The 20,638-nt window shown below is 37.2% G+C and carries 17 protein-coding genes; 8 read left to right on the top strand and 9 right to left on the bottom strand.

Annotated features, from left to right (window positions below):
* The first annotated feature begins 3 nt into the window (after positions 1-3).
* Positions 4-894: a hypothetical protein gene (locus tag DDF69_RS19785; protein WP_114822287.1), complete on the top strand. Its 891-nt coding sequence runs from the start codon at positions 4-6 to the stop codon at positions 892-894.
* Between the two features lie 32 nt (positions 895-926).
* On the opposite strand, the gene DDF69_RS19780 is transcribed toward DDF69_RS19785, so the two are convergent.
* Both DDF69_RS19780 and DDF69_RS19775 read right to left on the bottom strand, forming a co-directional pair.
* Entirely contained in the window at positions 927-1,964 is a 1,038-nt protein-coding gene (locus DDF69_RS19780) for a quinone-dependent dihydroorotate dehydrogenase (protein ID WP_114822286.1), read from the bottom strand.
* A 387-nt stretch (positions 1,965-2,351) separates the two neighbouring features.
* The gene (locus DDF69_RS19775) at positions 2,352-3,059 is read right to left on the bottom strand and encodes a pseudouridine synthase (RefSeq protein ID WP_114822285.1); all 708 of its coding nucleotides are present in this window, start codon (positions 3,057-3,059) and stop codon (positions 2,352-2,354) included.
* 301 nt (positions 3,060-3,360) lie between these two features.
* Here DDF69_RS19775 and DDF69_RS19770 point away from each other — a divergent pair, with 301 nt between their 5' ends.
* From DDF69_RS19770 to DDF69_RS19760, 3 genes are all read left to right on the top strand, one after another.
* Positions 3,361-4,902, top strand: coding sequence for a glycine--tRNA ligase (locus DDF69_RS19770; protein WP_114822317.1), 1,542 nt, complete (start codon positions 3,361-3,363; stop codon positions 4,900-4,902).
* Between the two features lie 108 nt (positions 4,903-5,010).
* On the top strand, positions 5,011-5,844 hold the full coding sequence (locus DDF69_RS19765; RefSeq protein WP_114822284.1) for a hypothetical protein: 834 nt from the start codon (positions 5,011-5,013) through the stop codon (positions 5,842-5,844).
* A 104-nt stretch (positions 5,845-5,948) separates the two neighbouring features.
* Positions 5,949-7,478 carry a hypothetical protein gene (locus tag DDF69_RS19760; RefSeq protein ID WP_114822283.1) on the top strand — a complete coding sequence of 510 codons (1,530 nt, stop codon included), beginning with the start codon at positions 5,949-5,951 and terminating at the stop codon, positions 7,476-7,478.
* 67 nt (positions 7,479-7,545) lie between these two features.
* Here DDF69_RS19760 and DDF69_RS19755 read toward each other — a convergent pair whose 3' ends face one another.
* The gene (locus DDF69_RS19755) at positions 7,546-8,874 is read right to left on the bottom strand and encodes a M48 family metalloprotease (protein ID WP_228412053.1); all 1,329 of its coding nucleotides are present in this window, start codon (positions 8,872-8,874) and stop codon (positions 7,546-7,548) included.
* A gap of 99 nt (positions 8,875-8,973) precedes the next feature.
* On the opposite strand from DDF69_RS19755, the gene DDF69_RS19750 reads away from it, so the two are divergent.
* Genes DDF69_RS19750 through DDF69_RS19740 form a run of 3 tightly spaced genes read left to right on the top strand, consistent with a single transcriptional unit; the run spans position 8,974 to position 12,296 of the window.
* Positions 8,974-10,107, top strand: coding sequence for a serine hydrolase domain-containing protein (locus DDF69_RS19750; RefSeq protein WP_114822281.1), 1,134 nt, complete (start codon positions 8,974-8,976; stop codon positions 10,105-10,107).
* Positions 10,108-10,112: 5 nt separating this feature from the next.
* Entirely contained in the window at positions 10,113-10,724 is a 612-nt protein-coding gene (locus DDF69_RS19745) for a YdeI/OmpD-associated family protein (RefSeq protein WP_114822280.1), read from the top strand.
* Between the two features lie 12 nt (positions 10,725-10,736).
* Positions 10,737-12,296: a helix-turn-helix domain-containing protein gene (locus tag DDF69_RS19740; RefSeq protein WP_114822279.1), complete on the top strand. Its 1,560-nt coding sequence runs from the start codon at positions 10,737-10,739 to the stop codon at positions 12,294-12,296.
* On the opposite strand, the gene DDF69_RS19735 is transcribed toward DDF69_RS19740, so the two are convergent.
* From DDF69_RS19735 to dinB, 6 genes are all read right to left on the bottom strand, one after another.
* On the bottom strand, positions 12,297-13,208 hold the full coding sequence (locus DDF69_RS19735; RefSeq protein WP_162800973.1) for a hypothetical protein: 912 nt from the start codon (positions 13,206-13,208) through the stop codon (positions 12,297-12,299).
* Positions 13,209-13,219: 11 nt separating this feature from the next.
* Positions 13,220-14,032 carry a hypothetical protein gene (locus DDF69_RS19730; RefSeq protein WP_162800972.1) on the bottom strand — a complete coding sequence of 271 codons (813 nt, stop codon included), beginning with the start codon at positions 14,030-14,032 and terminating at the stop codon, positions 13,220-13,222.
* A gap of 11 nt (positions 14,033-14,043) precedes the next feature.
* Positions 14,044-14,904 carry a hypothetical protein gene (locus DDF69_RS19725; RefSeq protein WP_114822276.1) on the bottom strand — a complete coding sequence of 287 codons (861 nt, stop codon included), beginning with the start codon at positions 14,902-14,904 and terminating at the stop codon, positions 14,044-14,046.
* Positions 14,905-15,130: 226 nt separating this feature from the next.
* Positions 15,131-15,406, bottom strand: coding sequence for a hypothetical protein (locus DDF69_RS19720; RefSeq protein WP_114822275.1), 276 nt, complete (start codon positions 15,404-15,406; stop codon positions 15,131-15,133).
* 87 nt (positions 15,407-15,493) lie between these two features.
* Positions 15,494-18,550, bottom strand: coding sequence for a DNA polymerase III subunit alpha (locus tag DDF69_RS19715; RefSeq protein ID WP_114822274.1), 3,057 nt, complete (start codon positions 18,548-18,550; stop codon positions 15,494-15,496).
* A gap of 16 nt (positions 18,551-18,566) precedes the next feature.
* Positions 18,567-19,715 (bottom strand): DNA polymerase IV, encoded by a 1,149-nt coding sequence (gene dinB, locus DDF69_RS19710; RefSeq protein WP_114822273.1) that lies wholly within the window; start codon positions 19,713-19,715, stop codon positions 18,567-18,569.
* A 61-nt stretch (positions 19,716-19,776) separates the two neighbouring features.
* On the opposite strand from dinB, the gene DDF69_RS19705 reads away from it, so the two are divergent.
* Entirely contained in the window at positions 19,777-20,565 is a 789-nt protein-coding gene (locus DDF69_RS19705; RefSeq protein WP_114822272.1) for a LexA family transcriptional regulator, read from the top strand.
* Positions 20,566-20,638 lie beyond the last annotated feature (73 nt).

Genomic DNA, 20,638 nt, shown 5'->3' with positions numbered 1-20,638 from the left:
ACCATGAAAAAAATTTTCAGTGTCTTCTTTTTCTTTTTCCTCACATTTTTTCTCAGTCAGAAAGTTGAATTAAAGAAAGTAACTGATTCTTCCCAGACTTTTACCGGAGAGATCAACGGAGTACCTATTACCATGGAACTCAACTATTCAGGTATTGTAGACTGTGATCAGTATCAGCATTATGTGGATGGATGGTACTATTATGACAAATACAAAAAGAAAATCCCGCTTACCGGAATATATGACTATTATGGAAATTTGTCGCTGTATAACTTTGGAGCAAAACAAAAGCAGAATTCGAAACTTTTGAAAGAACAGATCACTTCTCTTCAGAAAGTAGAACAGACAGATGAAATAGCCCAGAAATTAGCCCCAAAGGAATCTATTATATTTGATCAATCAACTCTTAAAAATAATCCAATTCCCGGACATTTTTATCTGGATAAAAAAATTCAGCCTGCAAAGTTATTTACTGGCAATGCGATGATCTACCGTCTCAACAATTATCTGTTTTTACCGAATAATAAAAAGATCAACACCTACGATTTCATTAATAAAGCAGGTGGAAATGAACTGATTTCCTATTCTTCAGGAGAAAATGGAAACAGGGTTCTGCTTTATTTTGAGCAAATATCAAATTTTAATGCCTGTGGGCAATGTGGCGCAAGCGACGGAGAAAAAGGCTACAGAGTCCTTTATTTCACCAAAGACTGGAACTATAAAAACTATGAGGAATTCCTGATTGAAAGCTGCTGGGAAAATATCTACGATGTCTCCAAAACAAGATCCAAAGACAGGCAAACGATTCAATATAAAATAGCCAAATCCGAAAGCACTCCTGCCCATACACTTACCGTAGATTTAAAAAATGCATCCGTAGTAAAGTCAAAATAAAAAAGAGAGTCATCAAAACTCTCTTTCTATTTTTATCTCGGTAATCTGCTTGCTCTTTTCAGAAGTTCCTTGTTGATTTCGTTGATCAGTTCCGGACCTTCATAAATAAATCCTGTATACAGCTGAACCAGCGTAGCTCCTGCATCCAGCTTCTCCATCGCATCTTTAGCAGAGTGGATTCCTCCTACTCCAATAATTGGAAACGCTCTGTTGCTTTTATCAGCAAGGTATTTGATCATTTTGGTACTTCTCTCACGGATAGGTTTTCCGCTTAATCCACCATTTCCGATCTGTTCTAAAACTTCCGGAGAGGTTTTCAGCCCTTCTCTGTTTACTGATGTATTGGACACTACAATACCATCAATCTTTGTTTCTGCAATCAGCTCTATGATTTCATCCAATTGATTGTTATTCAGATCCGGTGCAATTTTCAGTAATATAGGCTTCTGTACAGATTTTGACTGGTTTATTTTTTTCACTTCTGTAATCAGCTCTCTCAGATAGTCTACGTCTTCCAGCTTGGCGTGGCTTCCAACATTCGGGCAGCTTACATTCAGAACAAAGTAATCTACATGAGGATGAAGACCTTCAAAGCAGTCTAAGTAATCCTGAGTATAATTTTCCGGGCTTGTATCTGTATTTTTTCCGATGTTTCCACCGATAATTATTTTCCCTTTGTTGGATTTTAATTTTTCAATAGCCGCTTGAAGACCGTCATTGTTGAATCCCATTCTGTTGATGATTCCACCATCTTCAATAAGACGAAATAATCTTTTCTTAGGATTTCCAGCCTGAGCTCTTGGCGTTACCGTTCCGATTTCTACAAATCCGAAACCAAGATCTCCCAATTCGTTAAATAACACTGCATTTTTATCGAAACCGGCAGCCAGTCCTACAGGATTTTTAAATTTCAATCCAAAGACTTCTCTTTCCAGACGTTTGTCTTCAATAGGTTTTGGTAAAAACAGTTTGGTAAGAAATCCAAAATTTTTAAGCATTGAAAATGTAAAATGATGAACTTCTTCAGGATCAAATTTGAAAAGGATCGGACGAATGAGCGATTTGTACATTGAAAAAAAGTTTTACAAAATTACTCATTTTAAAATTAATGTTGGATTGATGTATGATATTTTATCGAAATATCTCATATACAGCATCTATAAGATATAAATATTGGTGAGATCATTTTTTTAAACGCTACGATCGCAAAGAAATATTACCATCCTGAAAACATTTTGGTTCGCAAGGGCGTTTCACTAAGCAAAGTACACGCAATCAGCCTTTGCTGAACGAAGTGCCCTTGCGATCGGAAATAAAAGTAATTTATCAATAACTTTGCGAGCATTGCGTTAAAACAATAGGTACAGAGAAATCTGTGTTATCTGTTAAATGGAATGGGATACTTAGAAATCCCATCCTTGTCAAGGTTTAAAACCTTGACAAGGATATTTAAAATCTTAAGGTTTTAATGAAGAGTACGCACTCAGATCAAATTTCAGAATATCCCCTACTCTTTTGAATTCCTCATCTATAGTAGCATTTACGGTAATTCTTTCGTTAGAAACAGGATGATTGAAAATCAATTGATGGGCATGAAGTGTCATTTTATTGATCTCAAATGTTTGAAGCCACAATTTGTTTTGCTTGTTGCAGCCATGTTTCCGGCAACCTAAAATAGGATGGAGAATATGTTTAAAATGCTTTCTCAACTGATGAAATCTTCCGGTTTCAGGAATTGCTTCTACTAAAGAATATCTCGAAGTCTGGTGTTTTAAAAAAGGTAAATCTATTTCTGAAGTCTGCAAACGACGATAGTTTGTAACGGCGTTTTGTTTAACTTCATTTTCATTAACCAAATCATAATCAATGGTTTCTTCTTCTTTTGTCCAGCCCCGAAGAATGGCCAGATATTTTTTCTCCACTTCCCGTGATGCAAATTGCTCACTCATGGTTCTAAGGGTATCTTTATCTAAAGTAAACAGCAAAACGCCCGAAGTTTTTCGGTCTAAACGGTGTACAGGATATACTTTTTGCCCAATCTGTTTCTTCAATTCCTGAATAGCATAAGTATCGGCTTCTCCCGCATAGAATGATTTATGAACCAGTAATCCGCTGGGTTTGTTGATGGCAATAAGATGCTCGTCGCGATAAAGAATTTCTAACATCCGGCAAAAGTAAAGATTTTCGACTGATATTATATGCTGCCATCTTTGTAAACCTAACAGGTTTTGAAAACCTGTTAGGTTTAGACATTCCTTTATCAATAGCCCCGATCTGAGAGAAAATCCCGCAGTGAGGCGGCGGCGCGAAGCAGAGCCGCCGAGCGAGGAATTGTAACGGAGAGCGGGTTCCCGGCTCCTTAAAAATTAAATTGTAAATATTTGTCTGTTTATGAATGCTTTTTTTATTGAATCTCATGATTTTGGATCCAAATTGCTATTTTTGCATTTCAGACGTAAAAAAATTATGGCAAAGCAAGAAGATGTTTTCAAGAAAGTGATTTCTCACGCTAAAGAATATGGTTTTATTTTCCCATCAAGTGAGATCTATGATGGTTTATCCGCTGTTTATGATTATGGACAGAACGGTGCCGAACTAAAAAATAATATCAAACAATATTGGTGGAAAGCTATGGTACAGCTTAACGAAAATATTGTCGGCATTGATTCGGCGATCCTTATGCACCCAACAACATGGAAGGCATCGGGCCACGTAGACGCTTTCAACGATCCATTGATTGATAATAAAGATTCCAAGAAACGTTTCAGAGCAGACGTTTTGGTGGAAGATTATTGTGCTAAAATTGAAGATAAAGAGAATAAAGAAATCGAAAAAGCAGCGAAAAGATTCGGTGATGCTTTCGATAAAGATCAGTTTGTGGCTACAAATCCAAAAATTCTGGAATACAGAGCCAAAAGAGAGGCTATTCTTTCAAGACTGGCAAAATCTCTGGAAAATGAAGACCTTGCTGATGTAAAAGCTTTGATTGAAGAGCTTGAAATTGCAGATCCTGATACAGGTTCTAAAAACTGGACGGAAGTAAGACAATTCAACCTGATGTTCGGAACAAAACTGGGAGCTTCTGCTGACAGTGCGATGGATCTTTATTTGAGACCTGAAACGGCTCAGGGTATTTTCGTTAACTTCTTAAACGTACAGAAAACTTCACGTCACAAGCTTCCTTTCGGTATTGCTCAGATTGGTAAGGCTTTCAGAAATGAGATTGTTGCAAGACAGTTTATTTTCAGAATGCGTGAATTTGAACAGATGGAAATGCAGTTCTTTGTAGCTCCGGGAACAGAACTTGAATTCTACGAGCAGTGGAAACAAAAACGTCTGAACTGGCACAGAGCATTAGGTTTGGGAGATGAGAACTACAGATTCCACGATCACGAAAAGCTTGCTCACTATGCGAATGCTGCGGCTGATATTGAGTTTAACTTCCCATTCGGATTTAAAGAACTGGAAGGTATTCACTCAAGAACGGATTTCGACTTAAAAGCGCATGAAGAATTCTCAGGAAGAAAACTTCAGTTCTTTGATCCTGAGAGAAACGAAAACTATGTTCCTTATGTAGTGGAAACTTCTGTAGGTTTAGACAGATTATTCCTTTCCATATTCTCTCATTGTTTAAGAGACGAAACGTTAGAAGATGGTTCAGAAAGAACAGTTTTATCATTACCTCCGGCATTGGCACCAATTAAAGCAGCTATTCTTCCATTGATGAAGAAAGACGGTTTAGCAGAATATGCAGAAAAGATCTTCAATGATCTGAAATACGATTTCAACTTATTCTACGAAGAAAAAGATGCGATTGGAAAGCGTTACAGAAGACAGGATGCCATTGGTACTCCATACTGTATCACTGTGGATCATGACTCTTTAGTGGATCACACCGTAACCATCAGAGACAGAGACACGATGCAGCAGGAAAGAGTTCCTGTTTCAGAGTTGAGAAGAATCATTGATGAGAAAACAAACTTCAGAAATTTACTTTCTCAATTATAGTTTAAAAGCCCTGTTTTTCAGGGCTTTTTTATTTTTCATACATTCCGGATCAACCTACCACAAAAATGATTATTTTTAGCAGACTAAAAAACTAAACTAATAATAACCATGAAAAAACTGATGCTTTCATCACTGGCTGTGGCAGTGCTCTCAGGCTGTGTATCTAATGATAATCCGGCCGACCACAGAGACAACAGCAATAATTCTCATAACAATAATAACGGTCCTCTTCATCTCTTAAAAAAAGCAACTGATATCAATCCGGGAGGTCAGCCCTATGTGGTTGAGTTCAAATATAATGGCGATAAACTTGTAGAAACTTATAATGCTCTGGATGATGATAGAGTTGTTTATACTTACAGTGGAGATTATATTGCTAAAACAGAAGAGTTCATTGGGGGCACACTGGTTCTGATGAGAGAATTCACTTATTCTAATGGAAGGCTTTCAACGGAGAAAATTACTGATAAAGAGCAAGGAACGCTTATCTATACCAAAATCTATCAGTATCTCAGTGATACCCATGTTCAGTTTGATGAGTATAAAAGCGGAACTTATAATCCTACGACAGGAACATATTCCAATCTTGTATTTGCACAGGTGGATGTTAATTTAACGAATGCAGGAAATGTGGCTTCAGCCAAATATACTTATAACGGAGTTACCTACAATATTACGAATACTTATGACACTTTCAATAATCCTATGAAAGGGATTAAAGGTTTTGTAAAGATCAATTTATTTGATGTGAGTGATGGTCAGATAGGTTATAATAATCTATTGAATCAAACCGAGAGTTATTCAGGTTCATCCAATGGAACCAACAAAATCACTGCAGTTTACACGCTTAACGGAGATAACTATCCTACCAAAGCTGTTACTACTTATGAAAGTTCAGGTTATGGGACAAGTACTCATAACTGGCTTTATGAATACTATTAATTATTTTATACTTTAGATAGCAAGTCCTGGAATTATTTTCAGGGCTTTTTTATTTTTCGCAACATATGGGTTAATTGATTACTTTTATCCCTCAAATTTTAACCATGAAAAAAATAACGCTGATGATGTTTGGGCTGATCCAGACATTTGCTTTTTCCCAAACTCAGGACCTGACAACACTCGCTGCAGGCGATCACGTAGGAATGAATGCTCTATTTGATGATAAAGATAATTTGTACGGCTACGTTTCTCTGTATTCTTACGGTAAATCCAGTGATAAGACCAAAAAGTTTGAATATGTTATCCTGGACAAAAACCTCAACCCTGTTGCCAATAAGGAATTTGAAGGAGATATCACCGCTGCGTCTTATTTGGGATATGTTGATTTTAAAGGTCAGATTATCTTAAAGCCATCCATGATGGATTATTCTCTTGTGAAAAGCAAAGAAGTATTTACCCCGGTTTCTATGGTAATCGATCCGAAAACCAACTCTATTACCCGAAAAATATATTATGATTATCTGGAAAACGGCACTTTCAAAGAGATCAACGAACCGAAGAGCTGGAAAGAACAGCGTAAGGAAAACCGTGATGAGAAAAAAGAGAAAGGCTACAACTACGTTTCTGCGGTAGGAGAACTGAAAGAAGGTGGTTATTTTGCTGTTGAATACAAAGACTACGGGAAGTACGAAAACAGCAACAGCCTCATGAGGTTTGATGAAAACAAAAAGGAAATCTGGAGATACAAATACAACACAGACGGAAGTAAAAAACTGTACACCACTTTATCCGTTCTGGAAAGAGACGAAAACTATATGTACTGCATCCTGAAGAAAGTGAATGACAAGCAGAAAACATTCAATCTGATGGTTCTTGACATGAAAACCGGAAAAGAGACATCCAACAAACCTATTACCGGATTATCTGAGGATACAATAGACAATATTGAATCCTTCTACTCCAACTACAGAAAGCTTGATAATGATAAAACTTTTGATGACAAAGTAGTTGTATTGGGAAGAAACTATGATGATTCGGAATCAGTAGGATTTGCAAGAATGATCCTTAACAAATCTGATTTTTCGGTAGATATGAAAGCAATCAATTATGAGCCCAATATCTCTGCTTTTCTTCCAAAGGTCAACAAATATGGAATGGTAGAAAGCGGTTATATGCTTCAGACCAAAGATATGTACTTTATGAACGATGGAAGTGTGGGTATTTTGTCCGAAAAATACAAACCGGCAGGGCAATACAACGCTCCGAAAACCACGGACCTTGTGTATATCTACACGGATAAAGATTTCAAAGTGAAAAATGTTCAGGTTTTTGAAAAGGAAAAATCAAAATGGGTCAACAGTGATTATCTCTTCTCACAATACCTCAACGGTGGGAAAGACGTAGTATTTTTCTATCGTGATTATCAAAAAGACGAGGTAACCAGGCAGAAAAGATGGAATTTGTTTATCAATACCATTATTGATGGAAAATTCAAGCAGGAGGTTATTCCGATTTCTGAAAAAGACAATTATGCCGTTACGCCGTATGTAGGAAAAGAAGGCTACATCCTGCTTCGTGAGTATAATGAAAAAGAAAAATTCAATAAGATCCGTTTGGAGAAATTAAATTATTAATACAAAAAGAACCCTGACTAAACATCAGGGTTTTATTTTAGGTTTTTGGCTACAGCCAATAGAAAAATCAGTTTACCTTTGCTATCGACTCGCTGGCCTGATAAAAGTCTGCGATATTCTTTATTTCATCAAGGCTTAAGTTCCACATAAAGTTCAGAAACTGCTGGTAACTCTCGCTTTGATTTTTGGGTTCTATCCTGTCCAGATATCGGTTCAGGTTATAGTTTTTTCTTGCTTCATATATTTTGGAAAAGCACCTTCCCAACCAGCTTTTATAATACTTTTCTTCTTCTTCATCCTGTAAAAACTGCATGGCAGCATAGATTCCCAGTCCATAATCTTCAGAATGGAAATAATTGGGTAAAATCTCCATCCTCGCTGTTTTCCTTAATGTTAAAAACAGATCTGAGGGTTTTTCCGGACCAGCAGGAGTTGTAAGCTCTGCAAAAGTCTTTTTAAGCACTTCTAGTCTTCTGGAAACTTCAGGATGAGAAGCAAGAGAATCTTTGTTCAGCTTTTCTTTATAGAAATTATAATTGTACAAAGAGAAATCTTCCTTCTTCATCCATTTTTCATTGAATGCCTGCCTGGGAAGATTAAATATTTTTTTATACGTTTCTACCTTCAATTCTCTTGGAGAGATCGTATCAAAATCCTGCAATCTCTGAAGAGCGTTGACAAATTCTGCTTTCTTGAAATCACTGTTTTTAAAGATGACGTACCCCAGAGAATCCGCCTGCATTTCGTTTTGCCTCCTTTCTATTCCTTTCTTGTAGGCCGTATTTTTAAAAATATCGAAAGCTTTTTGATTCTGGACCTGGCTTCTGCTTGTTGTAGTAGATTTTATATTCTGTACCACCACTTTATCCTGTTTATCCTGTTCGATAATTTTCAAAAAAGTCTTCAGGGAATGCTCCTCGATTTTATGTCCCAGCTCATGGGCAATCACCGCGGCAATCTGTTCCTCATTATTCAGCCAGCTGTAAAGCCCCATGTTGATCACAAAGGTTCCATCAGCAAGACAATAAGCATTGGGTGTGTTGTCTTTTGCAATCAGAATTTTCAGGTCCTGAGGAATGGTAGGATTATTCTTTTTAAGACGCAGAATCATAGATTGTATACTGGTTTCAAATTCAGATTTAAAGATAAAATCCTTATTCTTCACCTGCTTTTCAAAATCAGTTCCGAATTCTTTATAAATTTTGGATAATTCCGAGCCTGTTTTCCCGGAATATTGGGACTTTAACCTCTTTACAGTTGCTTCATTATTTCCTTCGAAATGCTTTAAAAATGCTTTTCTCTGGATATAATCTGCAGTATCTATGGGGTTATAAATCTGGGCTATTCCCATGATTGAAAATAGGACGTACCCCAATACAAAAAGTTTTCTGGTCATAGTTTTCATCAATAAGAACAAAAATAACTTATTTGCTCATTCATTTTCAATTTTATAGCCAAATTATTCTAAATTTGTTAAAGACCCATTCATGAAAAAATGAGAATACTAAAGTATATGATAGGTGGAGCTGTAGCAGGTGCAGCGGCGGCTTATTTTTTTGGATATGATTATTTATTTAGTGGTATTTCCAAAACCTACCTTAAAGGAAAGTCAAGCGCGTACATTGACGACGGAGATCTTTTCCCCAGCAACCCTATTGCAACAGAAGAGCCAAGGCTCTGGGAAGAGGATGCTGACTACAACAAAACAGACTTACCTAAATATTTAGTTGACAACTTAAAACATTCCAGAACAGCAGCTTTAGTGGTGATAAGGAATGGAAAAATTCTTCATGAACAATACTGGGGCGGCTATAACCAGCTATCACAAACCAATTCTTTTTCTATGGCGAAGGCAGTTACTGTGATGCTTTTGGGAAAAGCACTGGAAGAAGGAATTATTCCGAGTATAAATGAAAAATTCTCCGATTTTTATTCTGAATTTAAAAACAAGCCCTTCGGAAATCAGGTTACCCTTAAAAATTTAGCTCAAATGGAAGCCGGGCTTGACTGGAATGAAGACTACAACAATCCTTTTCTTCCCAATGCCAAAGCCTATTATGGAAAAAGCCTTGTAAAAGCTGTATTCACAAGAAAATTCAAAGAAGAACCAGGAGTCAGATTTGAATATCAAAGCGGTTCTACCCAACTTCTTGGTTTCGCCCTGCGTAAAGCTCTTGATAAGCCATTGGCAACTTATTTATCAGAAAAGTTCTGGGCTCCTTTGGGAATGGAGCAAAATGCTAAATGGACTACAGATGATTATGGAATGGAAAAAACCTATTGCTGTATTCATTCCAATGCAAGAGATTTTGCCAGGCTGGGGCAGTTATTTCTGGATGATGGAAAAGCGGGAGATCAGCAAATCCTTAATCAAGATTTCATTGAACAGATGAGAACTCCTACAGAAAAATCTGAAAACATTTATGGAATGGGACTTTGGATTAATCATGACAACCCTATCAAACATTACTATTTCCTGGGATTACAGGGTCAATATATCATTATGGTTCCGGAGCACAATATGGTTATTGTAAAAACCGGAAGTTATTTCAACAACCCTAAAAATGACAGAGGAAGACCTGATCAGGTAAAATTCCTTGTTAATGAAATTGTACAATTATTCCAATAAAAACGATGGAAAAATACAGTCCTAAAATTGATGCCTATATTGAAAAATCACAGGATTTCGCAAAACCTATCCTGCATTACATCCGTGAAACCGTTCATGAATTCTGTCCTGATGCCGAAGAAACCATGAAGTGGAGCTTTCCCCATTTTATCTATAAAGGGAAAAATCTTTGTGCTATGGCTTCTTTCAAACAGCACTGTAATTTTGGATTCTGGCTGGAAAAGGAAATGAAAACCATGCAGGAGATCACTCAGGATATTGAGAAAAATTCGATGTTCAGTTTAGGAAAAATTACGCAGGTCGGAGATCTTCCTTCCAAACCTCAGCTGAAAAAAGCAATTAAAGAAGCGATGGAGCTTACGGATATGGGCGTTACCATGAAAAAAGCAGCTCCTTCAAAAGTAGAAATGGAGATTCCTGATGATTTTCAGAATGCCTTAAATGCCCAGCCAAAAGCAAAAGATTTTTTCGAAAAAGCTTCACCCTCTTTCAGAAAAGAGTATATTGCATGGGTTTCCGAAGCTAAAACAGAAGCTACCAGAAATAAGAGACTGGAACAGTCTTTGGAATGGATTGCTGAAGGTAAAAGCCGCAACTGGAAGTACCAGAAAAAATAAAAAACACACACAATGAAGAAAAAAATTATTCTCTTTTTCTTCCTTATTATTTCAATTTTTACACTCGCTCAATCATTTGATTTTGAGGGACAATACAAGTATGCCCGCATACTTTCTTCTAAAAATCCTGACAGCTCAGAAATTATTCTGAATAAGATCATTGATTCTGCCCAGAGAAGAAACCACCAGGAATTTCTTGCAAAGGCTTATTATTTGAAGTCTTTCAACAGCTATTTAAAATCAGATGCTGAAAAAAGTCTTGATTTTGCAGATAAGGCGCTTAAAATAGCTACAAAAAGCAATTACAGCATTGGGAAGGCACTGGCGTACAGAATGCAGGGAACTCAGTATGCAAAGCTCGGATTGCTTAAAGAATCTTCTACAAGTCTTAGAAATGCGCTGGCAGAAGTAAAAACCAATAATACGGAAGAAGGACATGAACTGAAAGGCATGATCTTTAATTCTTTTTTGATTCTTCTCAATAAAGATCAGTATAAAGAGAAGGCGTTTTATTCTAAAAGTGCCATTCAGGAATTTCAGAAGCTAAAAAATACTGCCAGGCGAAATGAATTGCTGATTTCTGCTTACACCAATATGGGTTATAATTTATCTGAAGTAAAAAAATTCAGGGCAGCCAAATATTATTTTGCCAATGCTCTTTCATTAGTGGGAGAAAGTAATTATTATCTTCAGGCCAACATTCTTAATGATATCGGATTTTCTTTTTCAAAACAGAATGAACCAGACAGTGCAGTGCTGTACTTTCAGAAGTCTCTGGCCATTGTAGATCAGTATGGTTTCAACGAAAAAAAGATTGAGGTGACCAAGAACCTTGAAGAAGCATATGCCCAGCTCCACGACGATTCTAATACCGAAAAATATAAAATTGAAAACCTTACCTTAAAAGACAGCATTGCTTACAACAAAGCCATGGCCGTCAACAAAACTTTATCCAAAAAAGAGGAAAGCTTTCATCAACAGCTCAACAAAAGCCACAGCATTTCAAAAGGGCTTATTATTGTCTGTCTTACTCTGATTATTGTTTTAGGAGCCGTTATTTTCAATACCCTTCGACTGCGAAAAATACATAAAGAAGCAGTTGCTAAAATTTACAAAGATGGGATTTCACCTGTTGTTTATGAGGAAGATCCACAGGAAGCTTCTGAAGATATTCAGACAAAAAACACCTCTACCCCGATAGAAATAAAAATTTCGCCTGAAGTAGAGGAAAACATACTAAACGGATTAAGAATTTTTGAAGAAAACCTTGAGTTTAACAACAAAAACATCTCTCGTTACAATCTTGCAAACACGTTGAATATCAACACAAAATACCTTTCAACGGTTATTAAGAAACATAAAAAATTCAATTTCAATCAGTACATTAATCATCTAAGGATCAATTATATTGTCACCCAGTTGAAAAACGAACCTCAATATAGAAAATATAAGATCAATCATCTTGCTGAAATCACGGGATATTCCTCTCACAGTGCCTTTTCCCTTGAGTTCAAAAAGATCACAGGGCTGCATCCTTCGGCTTTTATTAAAACCCTTGATGAGATCTCCTGATTACTGTTCTGCTATGGTAAGATTATTATAACCTCCCGTATTATTAAGCGAGAAATTTGCAACGTTTGAGTTATTTAAATTAAACCAGATGTAAGGCATCAGCCTCTGTCCTGCCGTCATATAGAATGAAGCGGTACAGTTACTTCCGGCATCAATATTTCCGACACTGTTTGAGGACATGGTATTGGCACATTTCACTGTATTGACAATATTGGTGGCAGCCAATCCTGTTGTACTATCATAAAGCTGCCAGATGGCTTCTATCTGAATAGGATTTAAAGGATCTGTAGTATAATTAATGGCCAGCGGAGCCAGGTCCGTGGTGAACGTGGCTACATAAATTCCGTTTCTGGGTGCTGTAAAAATACCCGTTCCGGCATTGAAAGTCGTGCCGGAGTTACTTTCAAAGGTTTTACTCCAGTCTACCAGATAATTACTCGCCCTGTTCTGCAAACCGGCAGTTACCGTTGGTGTGGCTGGGGTTGCAAGCTTCACGTTATTCGTTGTTTTAGCTGCAATCACAATTACTTTATTACTGGCAGGCTGTGCTGTCAGCAAAGGAAGCCATTCATTCCCGTTGGAATATTCCACTCCGTTGTTGTATCGTACTGCTCCTTCATCTGCTGCAACAGCTGTTAAAGTAGAAGTTCCAAAACCAATCGCTCCGTTTCCGGAATTTCTGGCGTCTACTTTTACGGCCGGGCTCAAAGTTCCTACTCCTAGTTTGCCTGCATTATTTACAAGAATATCATTAGCCTGCTGAGCTGGAGTAAATATTGATCCGGAAGAAGGATTATCTTTCTGCCCGTCAATATGTAAAATGCCTTGCGGGTTTGGAGTATTGATTCCAATTTGTGAAAATGCACACTGGAAACTTAAAGTCATTAAAATCAGTAAACAATTCTTTTTCATCATGTATCTTTTTATAATCCGAAAATACTTAAAGAAGTTAGCGTAGAATCTGTGTCCAGTGTTTTTGAACTTCCCAGTTTCTGATTCAGGCTTACGGTAATATTATCTCCCTGATTCAGGTTAAAAATCCCGGAACAGTTTCCTGCAACACGATTTCCGATGGTGTTGTTTCCAGGGTAACTTCCTACACATTTGAATACCTTATTGGTTGAAGAAGAGGCTGAATTAGTCTGGATAAGCGTTTCATACCTTGAATCATTCGTAATGCTTCCGGAAGCCAGTGAAAAGGTAAATGACACGATATACACCCCCGTTTTTGAAGCGGTAAAAGTTCCTGTAGCTGCATTAAAACTGCTATTCACATCTGTTTTCTTAGTCCAGTCGGTAATCGTAGACTGCACTCCATCGCTAAAGTCTTGTGTAGAAGCATTTTCTGCATCCACAAAATCATTGGGAGCTTTATGAGCCAATGCAACCCAAGTTGTTCCGTTAGAATAGCTCAGATCCTGAGTTCCGGAATTATACCTCATCGCTCCGGCCTTTGCAGCAGAAGCAGCCTGTGAAGTTCCTCCGATTCCTATTGCATTTAAACGTTCTCCTGATCTCAGGTCAAACCTTGCTTTGGGAGATTTTGTTCCTATCCCTACATTTCCAGATTGGGTAATGACAACATCATCGTAGTAGCTGGAAGGTATAGAAACAGTGGTATTTTTTTGCCCGTCTATATGGACAGTTGCTTCCGGAGAAGACATATTGATTCCTATCTGTGCTTTCATCCCTATGCCACAGCAAATGACCAAAGCCAGTCCTAATATTTTTCTCATATTCAAATGTGTTATTGTTCTAAAATAGAAAGATTTACAAAGCCATATTCATTGCTTGCAGAAGATGTATCTGTTCTCAGGCTCAGGTTTCCGTTATAAACAGACTGATAGATATAGGGTTGAAGCGTATCTCCTTTATTCAGCTGAACTCCGGCAACACACGATCCCGCCACCTGTGCCTGTTTTGAAATATTCGAGTAAGATTTCACGCATTTCTTTACCGTAGTGTTTCCATTCACAACATATCTTGCTTCTGAAAAATAGCCTGAAACGATAGGAATTCTTACAAAGTCATAGGTAAAAGAAATAAGATACACTCCGGTTCTTGGCGCTGTAAAAACACCTGTCCCGGGAGTAAAATTTCCTGTTGGATCGGAAACTTCCGTCCATCCCGCAACACCTGTAGAAACCTGATAAGGAATTTTTATCGCAAAGTTGGCGGCCTGAAGATTGGCAACAACTACCGCTTTGGTAGGGGAAGAAATAAGGTCCTGCCATATCACACCATCAGAATACTGCATTTTTCCACCATTCAGCGGATTATATCTTACAGCACCTCCACCTGCCGCTGAAGCGGTCTGGCTGGTCTCTCCTATTCCGATTGAGTTGTCTGAATTTGATGCTGAACGTGTGTCTATTTTAGCAGCTGGCGTTAAGGTTCCAATCCCTATTTCTCCGGCAGAAGTGACAGCAACATCATTGGCTATTTGGATAGAAGATGGAGCTCCGGATGAGGGATTATCTTTTGCTCCATCTACATGGAAAGTGGTTTGAGGGTTTGAGGTATTAATACCTACCTGCGCTTTTGAATAACTTATCGAGAAGCACAAAGGAAACAGTATTCCCTTCATCAAAATACTTAGATTTTTCATGTAATTTGTGGTTTTAAAACGTGTACAATTCTTGGCCAAAGATAAATGTAAAAGCAGATCTCCTGCAATAGCCCCACATTCACCACAAACACATAATCAACTGAAAAACAATAAAATAACACAATATTTTACATTACCAAAATACGGAATTTTACTATTTAAAATAAAATCAAAACTTTATTTCAATAGAAATTTTTAAGGAATCTATGTTTTTTGAAGAAAAATATTATTTCAGAAAAAATTGAATGTCATTAATAAGTTCATCGTATGATCTATTATCTTCCGATTTCAATATTGCTCCTGTTTCAAGTTCCTCAATAATGATATCATAGCCATTGGTTTTATAATAGTTGTATGCTGAAATATAGATGAGAACATTACCCTTCTTCAGTCCTAAAGCTGTAGTATCTGCATCCCAATAATCCACAAATTCATACCCGGAAAGATCTTCCAGCGCAAATTTGTGTACTAAATTATTGATCTCAGGTATTTTATTTTCCATTCAATAAGAAATAATAAAAGGAGAAAAATAAGCAGAATTTTTGAATTAAAATAACGTCAATGAAATCTAAAATTGATATAAAAGATATTATGTTACTATCCGATGCCTTGGCAGCCCAATCTCATGTGCCTGTGGATAAGGCTTCCTATGAGTCATACTTACATCTTCCTTAATCTGTTGATGAATATCATATTGTCTTTCTCTATCATAAGAGTAACGCGGATCGGGAATCATCGGCATTTTTGCCATTTTATGGATGGTAATTGTGGGAAAATGATAATCTACTTCTACTGTTCCCAAAAGTAAATAGCATCCTCCTCCCTGAAAACCATATTGTTTCAGACTGTCCGGAAAATGTGCGGTATCAAAATAATCTCCATTTGCGTCAATCCAGGTTCCGAAATACATTTCTCCTTTCTTCGTTGGGACATGCTTTCTGGCAATCAGATAAGCCAACATTTTCACTTGCTTTTTATGAAATTTCAATAAATCTTTTACAAACACAGAACCTCTGTATCGGGTCTGTAACAAATCGAAAGGGCTACATGAAACAGGAAAGCCAATGAGTTCAATTTCATCAAAAGCATCTTCAAACGGTTCTCTTTTTAACTGCGGAAGTTTAAACTCCTGAACGGGTTCTTCAATCAGCATAAGCCCTCTTTGTTCCGGTTTAAAATTGACCAATAACAGCCTGGCTTCAACCAAAAGTTCATTTTTAGGTTTCCCCGTAAACCTGAATGCTCCAATAAAAATTAAGATCTGGATTGTTTCAATACCGATCGGAATACGTTTAATAAAATCTTCCAGTGATTTGTAATCTCCATTTCTTTCGCGTTCCTCCACAATTCCGTGGGCAATTCTTGTTTCTAATCCTTCCAAAAGCATCAACCCCAGATAAATATCTGTTCCTAGGAGCGTTGTCTGATATTCACTGGTATTCACACACGGAGTCTGAATATTTCCTCCTGACATTTTTGCTTCATGGATATAGACTTCGGTGCGGTAAAATCCACCTTGGTTGTTAATCACAGAAACCATAAACTCCAACGGGTAATATACTTTCAGATAAAGACTTTGGTAACTTTCCACGGCATAAGAAGCGGAGTGAGCTTTGCAGAAAGAATACCCTGCAAAAGACTCAATTTGTCTGTAGGCTTCGGCTGTCATTAGCTCCGAATGACCTTTCTTTTTACATGATGCAAAAAAATTAGCTTTTACCTCCTGAAGCTTTTTGATTGATCTTCCTTTTCCACTCATTGCCCTACGTAAAATATCACCGTCTGCAAGAGACAGCCCTCCAAAATACTGGGCAATTTTGATCACATCTTCCTGATATACCATAATACCATACGTTTCTTTTAGATTTTCCTCAAAAACAGAATGAAAATATTCAAACTGATCCGGATGATTATGCCTGAAAATGTATTCCCGCATCATACCACTTTGTGCTACTCCAGGTCTGATAATAGAAGAAGCAGCAACCAATATTCTGTAATTATCACATTTTAATCTTCTTAAAAGCCCACGCATGGCGGGAGATTCTATGTAAAAGCAGCCGATCGTTTTTCCTATTGCCAAATATTCATTGGCTTTTTCTTCATCTTTGGAAATGCTTGTATCACGAATGTCAACATCAATCCCTCTTGTTTTTTTAATAAGATCTACGGTATCCTTTATTGTTCCCAGACCTCTTTGAGACAGAATATCAAATTTCTCTAATTTAACATCTTCTGCCACATTCATATCAAATTGAACAATTGGAAATCCCTTCGGTGGCATTTCGAGGACTGAATAGTTTGTAATAGGTTCTTCCGAGATTAAAATTCCGCAGGCATGCATACTCCTTTGATTGGGAAACCTTTCCATCAGCCTGACGTATTTATGGATCGTTTTTACAACAGAATTCGTTTCGTGAACTTCCATTGGCTTTTTCGTCAGTTCATCCAACTCATCTTTAGGCAGCCCAAAAGCTTTCCCGACCTCTCTGAATCTGGATTTATATTTGAATTCAACGTTTGTTCCACAAAAAGCAACGTGATCCTTCCCATATCTGTTAAAGATATATTCCAAAATTGTATCCCTGTTCTGCCAGCTCCAGTCGATATCAAAATCGGGAGGACTTTTCCTGTTAAGGTTGAGAAATCTTTCAAAATAAAGGTCAAGCTCCAAAGGACATATATCTGTAATACCGATACAATAACTGACAATGGAGTTGGCTCCGCTTCCACGTCCTACATGCATAAACCCCATTCTGTTACTGTATCTTACAATATCCCAGGTAATGAGGAAATAAGAGCAGAAGTTGAGTTCATCAATTACTTTCAGTTCTTTTTCTATTCTGATTTTTGCTATTTCATGATCTTTACCATAACGCTTTTCAAGTCCTAAATAAGCTAACCTTTTTAAAAGTTTAACGTCAGAGTCTTTGGACTTAGTATAGTATTGTTTGTTCTTAACTTTTTCAAAATCAAATTCAAAGCTGCAGGCTTCCAGCAAATTTCTGGTATTCTTTATCACCTCAGGATACCTTTGAAAAGTGCTGATGATTAAATCTTCGGATATAAAATATTCCGATTTCCCGCAAATATCCTGTTCATTCAGTTTCGACAACAGGGTATTATTATCAATAGCCCTTAAAATTCTATGAAGATTATATTCTTTTTTAGTGCTGAATGTAACCGGATGAAGAACCACCATTTTCGGAATCAACCTTTTAAATTCCGGGCGGATCAATAGGTTCAGTTCTTCTTCCCGGATTCCAATACACTCATTATCTTTTAGCGTTAAAGGGATATTATCTATCGGATAAACAATAAAAACATTTTTAAATACAGGAGCTGTTTCAGAAAGTTCCCCTCCATAGCAATTGTGATCTGTCAACATTTTATTAACTTCACCAATCCCGGAGAACTCTTTTGCCACAGCAATATAAAGCAGCCTGTTTTCTTTTCTGACCTCAATTCCGGCAATAGGTTTAATGCCTGCCTTTTCACATTCTTTCTTAAAATCATAAATAGCAGTAATCGTATTGATATCTGTTAATACCAACTCTTTAATACCCAAAGAATGTGCCTGCTGTACCAATTCTTCTACGGATAATGTTCCATAACGAAGGCTGTGGAAAGAATGACAATTAATAAACATGTTGAAAGATTTAAAATTATTTTCCGAAGTCAAAACCGGAGGCACGCCCTACCGCATCAGACCCGAAGCGGTTTTTGATATAATCCATTGTCTGGTATAGGCTCATCTGTTCTTCTGTATCTTCAAACAGATTCATCTGATGGTTGCCATGCACGAGTCCGGTAAAACGTAATCCTACCAATCTCAGTCTCATTCTTCTTGTATATACCTGGTTGAATAGTTCCAATGCCACTCTTGAAAGCGTATGATCAGCTGAAGTATAAGCTACCTTATGCTGTTTGGTTTCCGTATCGAAATTAGCATAGCGGATTTTTACTGCCACAGTTGAAGTAAGCCATTTTTCTTGTCTCAGTTGATAAGCCAATTGCTCTGCCATTCCCGATATCAGCCGTTTTAATTCGATAATATCCATAGTATCGTTGGTAAAGGTTCTCTCGGTTGAGATAGACTTTCTTTCGGAATAGGGAACAACAGGATTTTCATCAATCCCATTGGCTTTTTTCCAAAGTTCTTTTCCGTTGAGTCCGATCATTTGCTGCAGAACAAGTACCGGCATTTCAGATAAGGTATGAATGGTCCGGATTCCAATTCTTGACAACAACTGAAAGGTTTTATCTCCCACCATTGGAATTTTTTTGATGGATAAAGGATTTAAAAATGGCTGCACTTCCAGCTCCTTGATTTCCATTCTCCCTACAGGTTTAGCTTCTCCGGTTCCAATTTTTGAAACAGTTTTATTGGTTGACAGCGCAAAACTTATCGGAAGTCCTGTTTCTTTGGTAATTGCCTCAGCAATTTCTTTGGTCCATTGATAACAGCCAAAAAACTTATCCATTCCCGATAAATCCAGATAAAATTCATCAATGCTTGCTTTCTCCATTAACGGAACTTTCTCCTGAATAATTTCGGTTACAGTATGTGATAAATTGGAATACATTTCGTGATCGCCTCTAATGACTTTTGCATCAGGACAAAGTCTCAGCGCCATACGAATAGGCATTGCAGAGCGAACCCCAAATTTTCTGGCTTCATAAGAACATGAGGCTACCACTCCACGGTCTCCACCTCCTATGATGAGAGGAATACCTTGAAGCTGCGAGTTATTACGCCTCTCGCAGGATACGAAAAATGTATCAAGGTCCATATGTACAATTGCACGATTCACGTTACAAATTTAGTTACGTTTTTAAACAAAATTCGTATTTTTGTTGTTACAATTTGTAACAATGTCAATTTTTTCAGATAACATACGCTTTTTAAGAGGTAAAAAAGAAAAAACTCAACAAGAGTTAGCGGATACTTTGAAACTTACCCGTTCCAGATACGTTTCTTATGAAGATGGCAGATCGGAGCCGCCTATCGAAATACTCATCAAAATCTCTAAGTTTTTCAATCTCAGTATTGACCTTCTTGTATCTGTTGACATCAGAAAGTACCCGTTGGAAGATATTCTGAAGCTTCCTGACAATCGGATTGTGTTACCTGTTGTTGTGGATCAACTAGGAAACAACAGTATCGAAATCGTCCCGCAGAAAGCATCAATGGGCTATTTATCCGGCTACAGTGATCCCGAATACATTGAAAGTCTGCAAAGAATCTCACTTCCTTTTTTAACCAACGGAAAATATAGAGCTTTTCCAGCTCAGGGAGACTCAATGCCTCCTTTTAAAGACGGCTCTTATATTATCGGAAAGTATCTTGAAAATATTGATGACCTGAAACCGAATAAAAGTTATGTTTTTGTGACTTTGAATGATGGTATTTCTTATAAAAGATTGATCTCCAGAAATAAGAAATCTATAACTGTTGCTGCTGACAACTCATTTTACCAACCTTATGATATTCCTTTGGGAGAAGTTGTAGAAATATGGCAATATGCCTCAGGAATTTTTCCTGAAGATTTTGATTCCACCAATTTTGAAAATTATAATTTTAAAGAGGTGTTCTCAGAGCTGAGAAATACTATTACGGAATTAGAAAATAAAGTTTTTAATACAAAAAATCAAACAATCTAGTTGATTCTTAATGAATAAAATTCCATAATACGACATGTTTTGTCGCATTAGCGCAATAATTTTGTTTTCAAAA

This window comes from Chryseobacterium sp. KLBC 52 (assembly GCF_003347605.1).
In the GTDB taxonomy this organism is placed as follows: Bacteria; Bacteroidota; Bacteroidia; order Flavobacteriales; family Weeksellaceae; genus Chryseobacterium.
The sequence above is the reverse complement of the archived record's forward strand: the minus strand, read 5'-3'. Positions and strand labels throughout refer to the sequence as shown.